The sequence below is a fragment of the Micromonospora sp. C41 genome (assembly GCF_018070485.1).
Classification (GTDB): Bacteria; Actinomycetota; Actinomycetes; order Mycobacteriales; family Micromonosporaceae; genus Micromonospora; species Micromonospora chalcea.
On record NZ_JAGPXP010000045.1, the window covers coordinates 21,335 to 34,435 of the forward strand.

The 13,101-nt window shown below is 73.8% G+C and carries 14 protein-coding genes; 8 read left to right on the top strand and 6 right to left on the bottom strand.

Features of this window, described 5'->3' with window-relative positions:
* The first annotated feature begins 189 nt into the window (after window positions 1-189).
* Window positions 190-393 (top strand): cold-shock protein, encoded by a 204-nt coding sequence (locus KBX43_RS29325; protein WP_007075740.1) that lies wholly within the window; start codon window positions 190-192, stop codon window positions 391-393.
* An 81-nt stretch (window positions 394-474) separates the two neighbouring features.
* Here the strand turns inward: KBX43_RS29325 and KBX43_RS29330 are convergent, their stop codons facing one another.
* Both KBX43_RS29330 and KBX43_RS29335 read right to left on the bottom strand, forming a co-directional pair.
* Complete coding sequence (locus KBX43_RS29330) at window positions 475-663, bottom strand: hypothetical protein (RefSeq protein ID WP_043325011.1); 189 nt, start codon at window positions 661-663, stop codon at window positions 475-477.
* A gap of 82 nt (window positions 664-745) precedes the next feature.
* Window positions 746-1,729 carry an aldo/keto reductase gene (locus KBX43_RS29335; RefSeq protein ID WP_064448742.1) on the bottom strand — a complete coding sequence of 328 codons (984 nt, stop codon included), beginning with the start codon at window positions 1,727-1,729 and terminating at the stop codon, window positions 746-748.
* Between the two features lie 84 nt (window positions 1,730-1,813).
* Between KBX43_RS29335 and KBX43_RS29340 the strand changes: the two genes are divergently transcribed.
* Both KBX43_RS29340 and KBX43_RS29345 read left to right on the top strand, forming a co-directional pair.
* On the top strand, window positions 1,814-2,605 hold the full coding sequence (locus tag KBX43_RS29340; RefSeq protein WP_140946148.1) for a trans-aconitate 2-methyltransferase: 792 nt from the start codon (window positions 1,814-1,816) through the stop codon (window positions 2,603-2,605).
* Window positions 2,602-3,627 carry an adenosine deaminase gene (locus tag KBX43_RS29345; RefSeq protein WP_064448740.1) on the top strand — a complete coding sequence of 342 codons (1,026 nt, stop codon included), beginning with the start codon at window positions 2,602-2,604 and terminating at the stop codon, window positions 3,625-3,627. Before KBX43_RS29340 ends, KBX43_RS29345 begins: the two co-directional genes overlap by 4 nt.
* On the opposite strand, the gene KBX43_RS29350 is transcribed toward KBX43_RS29345, so the two are convergent.
* The 3 genes from KBX43_RS29350 to KBX43_RS29360 all read right to left on the bottom strand — a co-directional run bounded on the left by KBX43_RS29350 (window position 3,584) and on the right by KBX43_RS29360 (window position 6,192).
* Complete coding sequence (locus KBX43_RS29350) at window positions 3,584-3,859, bottom strand: hypothetical protein (protein WP_113973165.1); 276 nt, start codon at window positions 3,857-3,859, stop codon at window positions 3,584-3,586. The two genes, KBX43_RS29345 and KBX43_RS29350, sit on opposite strands and share 44 nt — an antisense overlap.
* Before the next feature lie 225 nt (window positions 3,860-4,084).
* Window positions 4,085-5,473 carry a HAMP domain-containing sensor histidine kinase gene (locus KBX43_RS29355; RefSeq protein WP_210888374.1) on the bottom strand — a complete coding sequence of 463 codons (1,389 nt, stop codon included), beginning with the start codon at window positions 5,471-5,473 and terminating at the stop codon, window positions 4,085-4,087.
* 29 nt (window positions 5,474-5,502) lie between these two features.
* Window positions 5,503-6,192 (bottom strand): response regulator transcription factor, encoded by a 690-nt coding sequence (locus KBX43_RS29360; protein ID WP_064448739.1) that lies wholly within the window; start codon window positions 6,190-6,192, stop codon window positions 5,503-5,505.
* Window positions 6,193-6,265: 73 nt separating this feature from the next.
* On the opposite strand from KBX43_RS29360, the gene KBX43_RS29365 reads away from it, so the two are divergent.
* Entirely contained in the window at window positions 6,266-7,195 is a 930-nt protein-coding gene (locus KBX43_RS29365; protein ID WP_064448738.1) for an ADP-ribosylglycohydrolase family protein, read from the top strand.
* A gap of 143 nt (window positions 7,196-7,338) precedes the next feature.
* On the opposite strand, the gene KBX43_RS29370 is transcribed toward KBX43_RS29365, so the two are convergent.
* Complete coding sequence (locus tag KBX43_RS29370) at window positions 7,339-8,268, bottom strand: DUF1775 domain-containing protein (protein WP_210888376.1); 930 nt, start codon at window positions 8,266-8,268, stop codon at window positions 7,339-7,341.
* A 202-nt stretch (window positions 8,269-8,470) separates the two neighbouring features.
* Here KBX43_RS29370 and thrS point away from each other — a divergent pair, with 202 nt between their 5' ends.
* From thrS to KBX43_RS29390, 4 genes are all read left to right on the top strand, one after another.
* The gene (gene thrS, locus KBX43_RS29375) at window positions 8,471-10,492 is read left to right on the top strand and encodes a threonine--tRNA ligase (RefSeq protein WP_043325007.1); all 2,022 of its coding nucleotides are present in this window, start codon (window positions 8,471-8,473) and stop codon (window positions 10,490-10,492) included.
* A 10-nt stretch (window positions 10,493-10,502) separates the two neighbouring features.
* The gene (locus KBX43_RS29380) at window positions 10,503-11,063 is read left to right on the top strand and encodes an HIT domain-containing protein (protein ID WP_043325006.1); all 561 of its coding nucleotides are present in this window, start codon (window positions 10,503-10,505) and stop codon (window positions 11,061-11,063) included.
* A 32-nt stretch (window positions 11,064-11,095) separates the two neighbouring features.
* On the top strand, window positions 11,096-11,749 hold the full coding sequence (locus tag KBX43_RS29385; protein WP_210888378.1) for a hypothetical protein: 654 nt from the start codon (window positions 11,096-11,098) through the stop codon (window positions 11,747-11,749).
* A gap of 265 nt (window positions 11,750-12,014) precedes the next feature.
* Window positions 12,015-13,016 (top strand): aldo/keto reductase, encoded by a 1,002-nt coding sequence (locus tag KBX43_RS29390; RefSeq protein WP_176722759.1) that lies wholly within the window; start codon window positions 12,015-12,017, stop codon window positions 13,014-13,016.
* Window positions 13,017-13,101 lie beyond the last annotated feature (85 nt).

A 13,101-nucleotide genomic window follows, 5' to 3' on the forward strand; every position in this document is an offset into this window, starting at 1 on the left:
CATGTCGGAGAATTTCGTCCGCTAGGCTGTGCGAAGTTTTTGCGTACGTGGTTTGCTGTCTCACGCTGTTGAGAGACGCGTGGGTTGAGAGAAGTCTCCGGTACTGGGGGCCGCCTCAGGCGCCGCTGCTCGAAAACGGCCAATCGGCCGCACGGCGTGCTCGGCCGCCAGTTTTAGAAGGAGATACACATGGCGCAGGGAACCGTGAAGTGGTTCAACGCTGACAAGGGCTTCGGCTTCATCACCGTCGACGGCGGGGGTGCTGACGTGTTCGTCCACTTCTCGGCCATCCAGACCAGCGGCTACCGCACGCTGGAGGAGAACCAGCGGGTGGAGTTCGAGATCGCCCAGGGTCAGAAGGGTCCGCAGGCCGAGCAGGTCCGCCCCATCTGAGCTGACCGCACCGGCCGCGCCGGCCGGTGCCGGAAGCCCCGCATCCCTTACGGGAGGCGGGGCTTCGCCTTGCCCGGCGCCTCAGCGGCGGGCACGCATGCCCCACCACAGCCCGACGAGTCCGATCAGGATCAGCACCGCGCCCACGTACGCCCAGAGCCGCTCGTCGCTCAGCGCGCTGCCCTCGACATACCCGAGCCCGAGCACCGTCCACAGCGCACCCAGCACCACGGCGAGCAGCCCCACTGTGAGCCGGAACCAGCCCCTCATCGTTTCCCCTCCGACGACGACAGTTCCGCTCCAGCATGCCCGGCGGCGCGGGCGGCCGGCGACGCCGCGCCGACCGGCCGGCTCACCACCGGTCGTGCACCTGCGGGCGGATCAGCTCGTCGTAGGCGGCCCGCACCGCAGCCAGCTCCACGTCGGTCAGTGCCGGCTGGCCGGCTGCCTCCGCGTTGCGCCGCGCCTGCTCGGGGGAGCGGGCGCCGGGGATCACCACCGTCACGCCCGGCTGGTCGAGGATCCAGCGCAGCGCGAACTGCGCCATCGTGCGGTCGTCGCCGACCAGCGGGGCGAGCCGGCGCACCGCGGCCAGGCCCAGGTCGTAGTCGACGCCGGAGAACGTCTCGCCGACGTCGAACGACTCACCGTGCCGGTTGAACGTGCGGTGGTCGTCCGCCGGGAACGTGGTGTTCTCGTCGTAGCGGCCGGAGAGCAGGCCGCTGGCCAGCGGCACCCGGGCGATGATCCCGACCCCGGCGGCAGCGGCGGCGGGCAGCACCTGCTCCAGCGGCTTGTGCCGGACCGCGTTGAGGATGATCTGCACGCTCGCCACCCCGGGCCGGGCGATGGCGGTGAGCGCCTGGTCGCAGGTCTCCACGCTGACGCCGTACCCGGCCACGCGCCCCTCGGCGACGAGCGTGTCGAGGGCGTCGAAGACCCGGTCGTCGGCGAAGACGGCGGTGGGCGGGCAGTGCAGCTGCACCAGGTCGAGCGTGTCGACGCCGAGGTTGGCGCGGGACCTGTCGGTCCAGGCCCGGAAGTTGTCGAGTGTGTACGCCTCCGGCGTCTGCTCCACCCGGCGACCCATCTTGGTGGCCACGGTGAGCCCGTGTCCGGGGCGGGAGCGCAGGAACCGGCCGATCAGCGCCTCGCTGCGGCCGTCGCCGTACACGTCGGCGGTGTCCAGGAAGGTGACGCCCGCGTCGACGGCCGCGGCGAGCACGGCGAGCGCCGCGTCCTCGCTGACCTCGCCCCAGTCCGCGCCGAGCTGCCACGCGCCGAGTCCGATGATGCCGACGTGCCGGCCGAGCCGGTCGAAGCTGCGCTGTTCCACCCGGCCGAGCCTAGTGAGCCGCTTGCCGTGGCGCGCGGCGGGCCGTACGGTCTAACAAGACGTACGTACGGTTTGGAGGCTGTCATGTGGGATCCGCGCACCTACCTGCGCTACGGCGACGAGCGCTCCCGGCCGTTCCACGACCTGCTGGCCCGCGTCGGCGCCGAGTACCCGCGTGCCGTGGTCGACCTCGGCTGCGGCCCCGGCACGCTCACCGCCACGCTCGCCGGCCGCTGGCCCGGCAGCCGCGTCACCGGCCTCGACTCCTCCCCGGAGATGATCGCCCGGGCGAGCGCCGAGGGCGGTCCGGTCACGTACGCGGTCGGCGACGTCCGCGACTGGCGGCCCGAGCCCGACGTCGACGTGCTGGTCGGCAACGCCGTGCTCCAGTGGGTGCCGGAACACCGCGACCTGCTCCGCCGCTGGGCGGGCGCACTGCCGGCGGGCGCCTGGATGGCGTTCCAGGTGCCGGGCAACTTCGACGCGCCGTCGCACCGGCTGCTGCGCTCCGTCGCCGCGCGGGAACCGTGGCGCGACGCGCTCGCCGGCAAGCTGCGCGAGGCGCCGGTCGACGAACCCGTCGGCTACGCCACGCTACTGACCGGCGCGGGCTGCGCGGTCGACGCCTGGGAGACTACGTACGTGCATCTGCTGCCCGCCACCGGCGCCGACCACCCGGTGCTGGCCTGGATGGAGGGCACGGCGCTGCGCCCGGTCCGCGCCGCGCTGGACGCCGCCGGCTGGGCCGCCTTCCGCGCCGAGCTGGGGGTACGGCTCGCGCAGGCGTACCCGGTGCGGCAGGGTCAGGTGTACTTCCCGTTCCGCCGGATCTTCATGGTGGCCCGCACCGGCGCCCGCGCAGAGGAGAACTCGTGACCGACCTGCCCACCTTCATCGCCGGACTACCAAAGGTGGAGCTGCACGTGCACCACGTCGGCTCCGCCTCGCCCCGGATCGTCGCCGAGCTGGCCGCCCGGCACGAGGGGCGCAGCCCGGTGCCGGCCGACCCGGAGGCGCTCGCCGACTACTTCGCGTTCCGCGACTTCGCCCACTTCATCGAGGTCTACCTCAGCGTGGTGGACCTCATCCGCGACGCCGACGACGTCTGGCTGCTCACCCACGAGGTCGCCCGGGAACTGGCCCGCCAGCAGGTCCGGTACGCCGAGCTGACCGTCACGCCGTACTCGCACGTGAACCGGGGCATCCCGGCGCCGGCGTTCTGCGAGGCCATCGAGGACGCCCGCAAACGCGCCGAGGCCGACTTCGGCATCGCGCTGCGCTGGTGCTTCGACATCCCCGGCGAGGCCGGCCTGCCCGCCGCCGAGCAGACGCTGCGGATCGCGCTCGACGAACGACCCGACGGGCTGATCAGCTTCGGCCTCGGCGGCCCCGAGATCGGCGTGCCCCGGCCGCAGTTCAAGCCGTACTTCGACCAGGCACGGGCGGCCGGGCTGCGCTCGGTGCCGCACGCCGGCGAGACCACCGGCCCGGAGACGATCTGGGACGCGCTGCGCGAACTGGGCGCCGAGCGGATCGGCCACGGCATCTCCGCCGTGCAGGACCCGGCGCTGCTGACCTACCTGGCCGAGCGGCGGATCCCGCTGGAGATCTCCCCGACCTCCAACGTGCGCACCCGGGCCGTGCCGAGCATCGACGCGCACCCGCTGCCCCGGATCGTCGAGGCCGGCGTGCCGGTCAGCATCAACTCCGACGACCCGCCGATGTTCGGCACCACGCTCAACGACGAGTACGCGGTGGCCGCCCGGCTGCTGCGACTCGGCCCGGACGGCGTCGCCGCGCTGGCCCGCGACGCGGTCGCCGCTGCGTTCCTGCCCCCGGCCGAGCAGGCCCGGATCAGCGCCGAGATCGACGCGTACCGGGTGAGCGCGGCACGCTGAGCGGCCGTACCGGCGTCGGCCGCCGGGAACCCCGGGGCGGCCGGCGCCGCGCGGTCAGCATCACCCCGGCCAGGGCCAGCGCGGACAGCGCGGCGGCCGGACCTGACGCGACAGCCGCCGGCCGGACCGGGCCGTGGGCGAGCACCGGGTCCTGCCAGAAGGCGAGCGTGAGGGCGATGCCCAGGCCGATCACGGCGGCCCAGCGGAGCAGACGGCCGACGGTCGGCGTCATGACGGTCACCTCGCCCGGAACGACGGGAGAGCGCGCGACGGGAGCGAGGTGTGGGGGGACCGAACTCCCGCCGCGCGCACCGATCCGTCGGCCGAAAGGTGTTACGGGGCGTCCCGGCCGACGGAACTGATGGGTTCTGTCGGTAATCCTGGCAGTTCACGGCGGTTTCCCGGCCGTCGTTAAACCACCTTTAAGGAGAACTTGCGCCGGCCCACAGTCAAGGCGTCAGCGCGGACGCGGCCAGCGCCGCCCGGCACGCGGCTCGCGGGCGTCCCGGGCCATCCGTCCGACCAGCCCGAACCGGTTCACCGGCCGGGGCGCCGCGTCCGGGTCGGCCAGCAACATGACCACGCTGGCCCCGCCCAGCCGGGCCCGGTCGATGCTCACCGAACCGTTGGCCTGCAACGCGACCCGCTTGGCGATGTCCAGCCCGAGCCCGGTGGAGCCCTGGTCGCTCTCGCCCCGGCGCAGCGCCCGGTCCGGGTTCGGGATGCCCGGCCCGGCGTCGTCGATCCGGATCGCCACCCAGCCGTCCCGGCGGCTCACCGCCACCTCGAACGCGGTGCCCTGCGGCGTGTACCGGAACACGTTGCCGATCACCGCGTCCAGCGCGGCGGCCAGCTCGGCGCGCGGCACCGGCGCCGGGATGCGCAACTGCGCACCGACCACCCGGTGCGGGCGGTTCTGGTCCCCGGCCAGCGCCGACCAGAACACCATCCGGTCCCGCACCACCTCGCTGACGTCGCACGACGCCGGCGCCGACTCCTGGCTCACCGCCTTGCGGGTCGTCTTGATCAGCTGGTCGACCTCGCCCTCCAGCGTGACGATCGCCTGCCGGATACGCCGGATGCCACGCCGCCGGTCCAGCTCCGCCTCACTGAACGTGCCGATGCTCGTGTCGTCGGACTCCAGCGCCTCGGCGTCCAGCCGCAGCGCGGTCAACGGCGTCCGCAGCCGGTGCGACAGGTCGGCGACCAGCTCGTGCTCGTCGGCACGCAACGCGGCCAGCCGTTCCGTCATCCGGTTGAACGCGTGCCCGGCCTCGGCCAGCTCGCGCGGTCCGGTCGGCTCGACCCGTACCCCCAGCTCGCCGTCACCCACCGCGAGCGCCGCCTTGACCAGGTCGCCGGTGGCGTCCACGGCCCGGGCCGCCACCCGGTCGACCACCACCACCGCCGCGCCGACCAGCGCCAGCGCAATCCCGAGCAGCAGCAGCCAGCGGCCCCCGCCCTCGTCGAGCGCCTCGTCGGGGACGAAGACCTCCACCACGGCGACCCGCTCGCCGAGCACCACCGGGTCCAGCCGCAGCACCCCGCCGTCCACCTCGGTCACCACCGAACGCCGCTGCGCGGCGGCGTCGGCGAGCGCTGCCGCGTCGGCCCGGCCGGCGGACTCGTCCGCCCCGATTCCGTGCACCACCGGGCGCAGCGCCGGGTCGTCGCCCGCCGCGGCGGCCACCGCCCGCTCGACAGCAGCGGTGTCGGTGCTCACCGCCAGGGCCCCGGTCACCAGCGCGGCGCGGCGCGCGGCGTCGGCCAGTTCCGCCTCCCGGGCCCGGTCGGCGAGGGTGAGCCCGAGCGGGACGAGGAAGGCGAGCGCGATCAGGCCGCACATGCCGGCGGTGAGCCCGGCCAGCGTCAGCCTCAGTCCGGCGCCACCAGCCGGAAGCCGACCCCCCGCACGGTGCGCAGGTAGCGCGGCTTCGCCGCGGACTCGCCCATTTTGCGGCGGAGCCAGTACAGGTGCACGTCGATGGTCTGGTCCTCGCCGACCGATGGCTGCCGCCATACCTCCTCCAAGAGTTCCCGCCGGGACACTACCCGGCCGGGACGCGCGGCGAGATACGCCAGCAGGTCGAATTCCTTGCGGGTCAGCGCCAGCGGCTCCCCGTCCAGCACCGCGCTGCGCTCACCCACGTCGACCCGCAGGCCGCCGACCGTGTGCACGGCCGGCGCGACGGTACGGCTGGCCCGCCCGGCCCGCCGCAGCACAGTGGTGATCCGGGCGTCCAGGTGCGCGCCGGTGAACGGCTTGACCATGTAGTCGTCCGCCCCGGCGCGCAGCAGACGCACCACCGACTGCTCGTCGTCGCGGGCGGTGGCGATGATGATCGGCACGTCGGTGATGCCACGCAGCATGCGCAGCGCGTCCGAGCCGTCCAGGTCGGGCAGACCGAGATCGAGCACCACCAAATCCGGTGTCTCGGCGGCGACCCGGCGCAGCGCGTCGAGCGCGGTGCCGACGGCGTGCACCGCGTGCCCCCGGTCGGTGAGCGACCGCAGCATGGCGCCGCGCACGACGTGGTCGTCTTCGACCAGCAGGACGGTTGCCACGTCAGCACCGTACTCGTCGTGGCAAGCCGGTCGCGTTGCGGCGGTCCGGCGAAGCGGGCAAGCTGGGACGGCGATGACGTTCACGCTCTTCCCCGACACCCGCCTCACGCTCGCCCGCGACGCGCTGGCCGGCCTGTCGGTGGGCGACGCCCTCGGCTCCCAGTTCTTCGTTCCCGGCCGGCGCCCGGACGACCTCGCCGCCGGCCGGCTGCCCGCGCCGCCGTGGGAGTGGACCGACGACACCGAGATGGCCTGCTCGGTGGTGGCCGAACTGGCTGCCGGGGCACGGATCGACAGGGACCGGCTGGCGTTGGCGTTCGCGCAGCGCTGCGAGCCCTACCGGGGGTACGGGCCGGGCGCGGTGAGGGTGCTGCGGCTGATCCGTACCGGCACGCCGTGGCCGGTGGCCGCCGCGTCCGCGTTCGACGGGCAGGGCTCCTGCGGCAACGGCGCGGCCATGCGGGTCGCGCCGCTCGGCGCCTGGCACGCCGACTCCACCCGGCGCGCCGCCGAGCAGGCCCGGGCGTCGGCCGAGGTGACCCACGCCCACCCGGAGGGCGTCGCCGGCGCGGTGGCGGTCGCGGTGGCCGCCTCGCTCGCCGCCCGCGCCCGCCTCGACGGCGGCCGGCCCGAGCCGGCCCGGCTGCTCAGCGCCGTCGCCGGGGCGCTCGACCCGGCCGGGGAGGTGCACCAGGGGGTACGCCGGGCCGCCACGCTGCTCGGTCGTCCCGCCGCCGAGGCGGCCGACGCGCTCGGCAACGGATCCCGGGTCACCGCGCAGGACACCGTGCCGTTCACGCTCTGGGTCGCCGCCACGCTGCTGCACGACTATCCCGCCGCGATCCGCGTCTGCGTGGAGGCGGGCGGCGACGTGGACACCACAGCCGCGATCGTGGGCGGGATCGTTGCCGCGTACACCGGGGTCGGCGGGCCTGGCGGCGTGCCGCAGGACTGGCTGACTGCGCGCGAGCCCCTTCCCGGCTGGGTCACCACCCCCGCCTGACCCGTCTCACCCGCACCCGCGCTCGCGGTCCGCCGCCGTAGGAGTCCGAGATCTTGGTACGGGACGGCCCTCCTGGGGGCCGTTCCGTACCAAGATCTACTGTGGTCTCGCATCGGTGCTCCCGCTTGCTGGGCGGGCGGCGGTCAGGGGCGCGAGGAGGCGGTGCCGGCGGTGACGGCTTCGGAGGTCGCGCTCTCGAGGGCCGCGTTGCCGACGCGGGGCACGCTGTCTTGGGTCGCGGTGGCGTCGGGAGGTGTGCGGCTGTCGGGGGCCGCGGTGGTGTCGTCGAGCGGCAGGGTCATGGCGTCGCGCCGGCGGCGGCTGAGCAGCCAGCCGATCGCCGCGCCGCCGGCCAGTCCGGCGAGCAGGCCGCCGCCGAGCAGCAGGTCCGCGCTCGGCCCGTCGCCGGCCGTGCCGGCCGTCAGCGCGCCGTTCGGGGCACCGTTCTGAGCACCGCCCTGGGCTCCGCCCGCCGCGCCGTGACCGCCGTGCGCGCCGCCGTTCGCGCCGGGGTCGCCGTTGTGCGTCATGGTGCCCGGCAGCGGCGGCAGCAGGTCGACGGTCGGCGCCGGGTGCCTGCCGCCCGCCGGGTCGGCCCACTGCACGACGGTGCCGTCGGCGTACGTCTGGGTCACTGTGAACGTGAGCCGGTCGGTGGCGGGCATCGGACCCATGCCGAGCGGCAGCCGGGCCGCTCCGGCGCCGGTGCCGGGCACCCGCAGCCAGGTCACCGAATGGGTCACCTGGTTCAGTTCGGCCGCGTGCATGCCGGGGACCGGCTGGTCCAGGGTGCGGGTGGTGATGGTCGGCGCCCAGTCCGGCACCGACAGCGGGTACACCTCGCCGATCGGGGCGTCCGGGGGCATGGTCAGTTCGATCTTCGTGGTGCGGGTGCCGGGGCGGTCCGCCGGCACCACCACAGACAGCTGGATCGCGTCGCCCTGGCGTACCTCGGCGGGTGAGGTCGTGACCGTGACCCCGGCCGCGCTCGCCGCGCCCGGCCAGCTCACCGCTCCGGCGAGCGCGGCGGCCAGCAGCGCCGCCGCCCACCGGCCCTGACGAATCATCCTCATCGTGGCCCCCATCCATCTCGACCGGGGCCGGTCCGCCTCCGGCCCCACCTGGTAGTTCGGGCGGCGGAGCGAAAAGGTTCAACGCGGGCCGAACTCGTTGCCGGCGGGCAGCGGCGTCGGCGACGGCACGCCTCGGGGCGACCGATAGCATCGCAGGGGCCGGTCACCGGCCGATCCGTACCGTCGACGACTAGGAGTCACCGTGTCCGCACCCCGTACCCCCGTCGTGGCCGACCCCGTCGTCGTCGCCGCCGGGACCACGGCGGCCGACGCGGTGGCCGCGGCCGGCCTGCCGATGAGCGGGCCGAAGGCGATCGTGGTGGTCCGCGATCCGCAGGGCCAGCTGCGCGACCTGGACTGGCGTCCGGCCGAGGAGGTCGCGGTCGAGCCGGTCGCGCTGGACAGCCCGGACGGGCTGAACGTGCTGCGCCACTCCACCGCGCACGTGCTGGCCCAGGCGGTGCAGGACGTCTTCCCGGAGGCGAAGCTCGGCATCGGCCCGCCGATCGAGAACGGCTTCTACTACGACTTCGGCGTCGACAAGCCGTTCCAGCCGGACGACCTGGCCAAGCTCGAGAAGCGCATGCAGGAGATCGTCAAGTCCGGCCAGCGGTTCCGCCGCCGCCGGTTCGCCGACCTGGACGAGGCGCGGTCCGAGCTGGCCGCCGAGCCGTTCAAGCTGGAGCTGATCGAGGTCAAGGGGGAGGGGCTGGACTCCTCCGAGGTGATGGAGGTGGGCGGCGGCGAGCTGACCATCTACGACAACCTCGCCGCGAACGAGGACAAGGTCTGCTGGTCGGACCTGTGCCGCGGCCCGCACCTGCCGAACACCCGGCTGATCGGCGCGTTCAAGCTGATGCGCTCGGCCGCCGCGTACTGGCGCGGGTCGGAGAAAAACCCGCAGCTGCAGCGCGTGTACGGCACCGCGTGGCCGACCCGCGACGAGCTCAAGGCGTACCTGAAGCTCCTGGAGGAGGCCGCCCGCCGCGACCACCGCAAGCTCGGGGCGGACCTCGACCTGTTCAGCTTCCCCGACGAGATCGGCTCCGGCCTGCCGGTCTTCCACCCCAAGGGTGGCGTGCTCAAGCGGGTGATGGAGGACTACGTCCGGGCGCGGCACGTCGAGGAGGGCTTCGACTACGTCGGGACGCCGCACATCTCCAAGGAAGGTCTCTTCCACACGTCGGGACACCTGCCCTACTACAAGGACACGATGTTCCCGCCGATGGAGATGGAGGGCAGCGACTACTACCTCAAGGCCATGAACTGCCCGATGCACAACCTGATCTACCGGTCGCGCGGGCGGTCCTACCGGCAGCTGCCGCTGCGGCTGTTCGAGTTCGGCACGGTCTACCGGTACGAGAAGTCGGGCGTCATCCACGGCCTGACCCGGGTGCGCGGATTCACCCAGGACGACTCGCACTCCTACTGCACGAAGGAGCAGGCGCCGGCCGAGATCAAGCACCTGCTCGGCTTCGTGCTCAGCCTGCTGCGCGACTTCGGCATCGACGACTTCTACCTGGAGCTGTCCACCCGCGACGACTCGAAGCCGGACAAGTTCGTCGGGTCCGACGAGGACTGGGCGACCGCCACCGCCGTGCTGGAGCAGTGCGCGCTGGAGACCGGGCTGGAGCTGGTGCCGGACCCGGGCGGCGCGGCGTTCTACGGCCCGAAGATCTCCGTGCAGGCCAAGGACGCCATCGGCCGGACCTGGCAGATGTCGACGATTCAGTACGACTTCAACCAGCCGAAGGGCTTCGGGCTGGAGTACCAGGCGGCCGACGGCACCCGGCAGCAGCCGGTGATGATCCACTGCGCCAAGTTCGGGTCGATCGAGCGGTTCATCGGCGTGCTCACCGAGCACTACGCGGGCGCGTTCCCGGCCTGGCTGGCGCCGGTGCAGGTGGTCGGCATCCCGATCCGCGAGGAGCACGGCGACTACCTGGTCGACTTCGCCGCGACGCTGCGCCGGCACGGCGTCCGGGCCGAGGTGGACCTGGGCGACGACCGGATGCAGAAGAAGATCCGCAACGCGCAGCAGCAGAAGATCCCGTTCATGGTGATCGCCGGGGACGACGACGTGGCCGCCGGCACCGTCTCGTTCCGCTACCGGGACGGCTCGCAGCGCAACGGCGTGCCGATCGACGAGGCGGTCGCGCACGTGCGCGAGGTGGTGGAGTCGCGCACCAACGCCGGTCCTGCCGCCGAGCGGGCCGGATCGTAGGATCGCCGGTGTGACAGGGGCGGAGCGGGACACCGGGTACGGCGGCGACAACGGTCTGGCGGACGGGCTGGACCGGCTCTGGACGCCGCACCGGATGACCTACATCTCCGGCGAGGACCGGCCCGAGGGCGGGTACGAGAAGCCGGCCGGCTGCCCGTTCTGCCTCGCGCCCGGGCTGCCGGCCGAGGAGTCCCTGGTGGTGGCCCGGGGCGAGCACGTCTTCGCGGTGCTCAACCTCTACCCGTACAACCCCGGGCACCTGCTGGTCTGCCCCTACCGGCACGTGGCCGACTACACCGAGCTGGACGAGCCGGAGACGGTCGAGCTGGCCGCGTTCACCAAGGCCGCCATGCGGGTGGTCCGGCACGTCTCCAGCGCGCACGGCTTCAACCTGGGCATGAACCAGGGTGGCGTGGCGGGCGCGGGCATCGCCGCGCACCTGCACCAGCACGTGGTGCCGCGCTGGGGCGGCGACGCCAACTTCATGCCGGTGATCGGCCGGACGAAGGTGCTGCCGCAACTGCTCGCCGACACCCGGGAGCTGCTCGCCAAGGCGTGGGCGGCGGCCTGACGCCGGCCCGTTCCGACAGTACGATCTTGCGCATGGCTCTCCTGCACCGCGCGGAACTGCGCCCCTCGAAACTGGAGCTGCTCGTACCCTGGCTGCCCGGCCGGTCCTGGTTCGCCGGGGAGGCGGGCGCGGAGGTCACCCGGGTCGCGGCGTACCGGTTCGACGATCCGGCCGGTGAGGTGGGCGTCGAGACGCTGCTCGTGCGCGCCGGTGACGGCCCGGTGCTCCAGGTGCCGCTGACCTACCGGGGCGCGCCGCTGGCCGGGGCGGACGACTTCCTCGTGGGTCTCGTCGAGCACTCGGTGCTCGGCCGCCGCTGGGTGTACGACGCCTGCGGCGACCCGGCGTACCCGCCGCTGCTTGCTGCCGCAGCGCTTGCCGACGCCGGGCAGGCCGAGGAGTACTTCGAGGTCGATGGCAAGCGTGAGATGCGGCCGGCGAGCATGACGCTGACCGGGAGCCGGACCGGCCGCCCGGTGCCGACCGGTCCGGCTTCGGCTGGTTCGGTGTCGGCTGGTTCGGTTTCGACGGGCTCGGGTGACGGCGGCGTGACGGTGGTCCGGGTGGGGGACGTCGAGCTTGCGGTGGTCCGGCGGCCCGTACCGGCCGAGGTGCCGGGCTCCGGTGGGCTCACCGGCTCCTGGCCGGGCCAGGACGAGCCGGTGCTGCTGGTCTACGCGCGCTGACGGCTCGCCGGGCGGCGGCGTTCCTCCGCAGAGCCGGATCGGGAGGGATGACCTCGGACCGATATACCTCAGAGGCATATTTTATGACTCTGAGGTATATCGCTTCACCGCGAAACGTCCACCGCCTGGCGTCACGCGGCGTGACCGCGCCCGGACTCTTCGGCTACGAACCGGCCCGCGATCGCCGGGAAGATGACAGGATGCGGCGGTGGCAGTCGACAAGCGACAGTTGGGGCGCAGCGGCATCGAGGTGAGCGCCCTCGGTATGGGGTGCTGGGCCATCGGCGGCCCCTGGGCCGAGGGCGCCCGCCCGCTGGGCTGGGGCCAGGTCGACGACGACGAGTCGGTACGCGCGATCCGCCGCGCGCTCGACCTCGGTGTCACGCTGTTCGACACCGCCGACACGTACGGCGCCGGGCACGGCGAGCGGGTGCTCGGCCGGGCGCTCGCCGGGCGGCGCGGCGAGGCCGTGATCGCCACGAAGTTCGGCTACACGTTCGACGAGAGCGCCCGGCAGGCCACCGGGGAGAACGCCTCGCCGCACTACCTGCGCCGGGCGGTGACCGACTCGCTGCGCCGGCTGGGCACCGACCACATCGACCTCTACCAGCTGCACCTCGGTGACCTGCCGCTGCCCCGGGCCGAGGCGCTCATCGGCACGCTCGACGACCTGATGGACGACGGCCTGATCCGGGCGTACGGCTGGAGTACCGACCGGGCCGACCGGGCCGCCGCGTTCGCCCAGGTCGCCCGGGGCGCCGCCGCCGTGCAGCACGCGCTGTCGGTGCTCCGCGACGCCCCGGCCATGCTCGACGCCTGCGACAAGCACGACCTGGCCAGCCTGGCCCGGGGACCGCTCGGGATGGGGCTGCTCACCGGCAAGTACACGCCGGAGTCGACGCTGCCCCGCGACGACGTACGCGGACTCGGGCCGACCTGGCTGGAGTGGTTCCGCAGCGGCCGGCCCGCGCCGGAGTGGCTGCGCCGGGTCGCCGCCGTCCGCGACGCGTTGACCGCCGACGGCCGTACCCTCGCCCAGGGGGCGATCGGGTGGATCTGGGCGCGCAGCGGCCGCGCGGTGCCGATCCCCGGCGCCCGTACCGTCGCCCAGGTCGAGGAGAACGCGGCAGCGCTGAGCTGGGGTCCGCTCGCCCCGGACCACTTCGCCGAGGTGGAGCGGCAGCTGGCGGCGGTACGCTCGGCAGCCCTCCGGGACGCCGACCGCCCCCACTGGCCGATGCCCCCGGTCCCCGCCGTCCGCCCCTGACCCCGCCGCGGTCCGCCCCCGTCGGCGTCGATCTTGCGGTTCCGGCCCTCAAGTTGCCCGAAATGTTCGCTTTGCGGGGGCTGAA

Bases quoted from the DNA above. Each gene is read 5' to 3' on its own strand.
- KBX43_RS29365 (WP_064448738.1), top strand. From the start codon at position 6,266: ATGACGTTCACGCTCTTCCCCGACACCCGCCTCACGCTCGCCCGCGAC.
- KBX43_RS29385 (WP_210888378.1), top strand. From the start codon at position 11,096: ATGGCTCTCCTGCACCGCGCGGAACTGCGCCCCTCGAAACTGGAGCTG.
- KBX43_RS29370 (WP_210888376.1), bottom strand. From the start codon at position 8,268: ATGAGGATGATTCGTCAGGGCCGGTGGGCGGCGGCGCTGCTGGCCGCC.
- KBX43_RS29340 (WP_140946148.1), top strand. From the start codon at position 1,814: ATGTGGGATCCGCGCACCTACCTGCGCTACGGCGACGAGCGCTCCCGG.
- KBX43_RS29390 (WP_176722759.1), top strand. From the start codon at position 12,015: ATGGGGTGCTGGGCCATCGGCGGCCCCTGGGCCGAGGGCGCCCGCCCG.
- KBX43_RS29355 (WP_210888374.1), bottom strand. From the start codon at position 5,473: ATGTGCGGCCTGATCGCGCTCGCCTTCCTCGTCCCGCTCGGGCTCACC.
- KBX43_RS29325 (WP_007075740.1), top strand. From the start codon at position 190: ATGGCGCAGGGAACCGTGAAGTGGTTCAACGCTGACAAGGGCTTCGGC.
- KBX43_RS29330 (WP_043325011.1), bottom strand. From the start codon at position 663: ATGAGGGGCTGGTTCCGGCTCACAGTGGGGCTGCTCGCCGTGGTGCTG.
- KBX43_RS29350 (WP_113973165.1), bottom strand. From the start codon at position 3,859: ATGACGCCGACCGTCGGCCGTCTGCTCCGCTGGGCCGCCGTGATCGGC.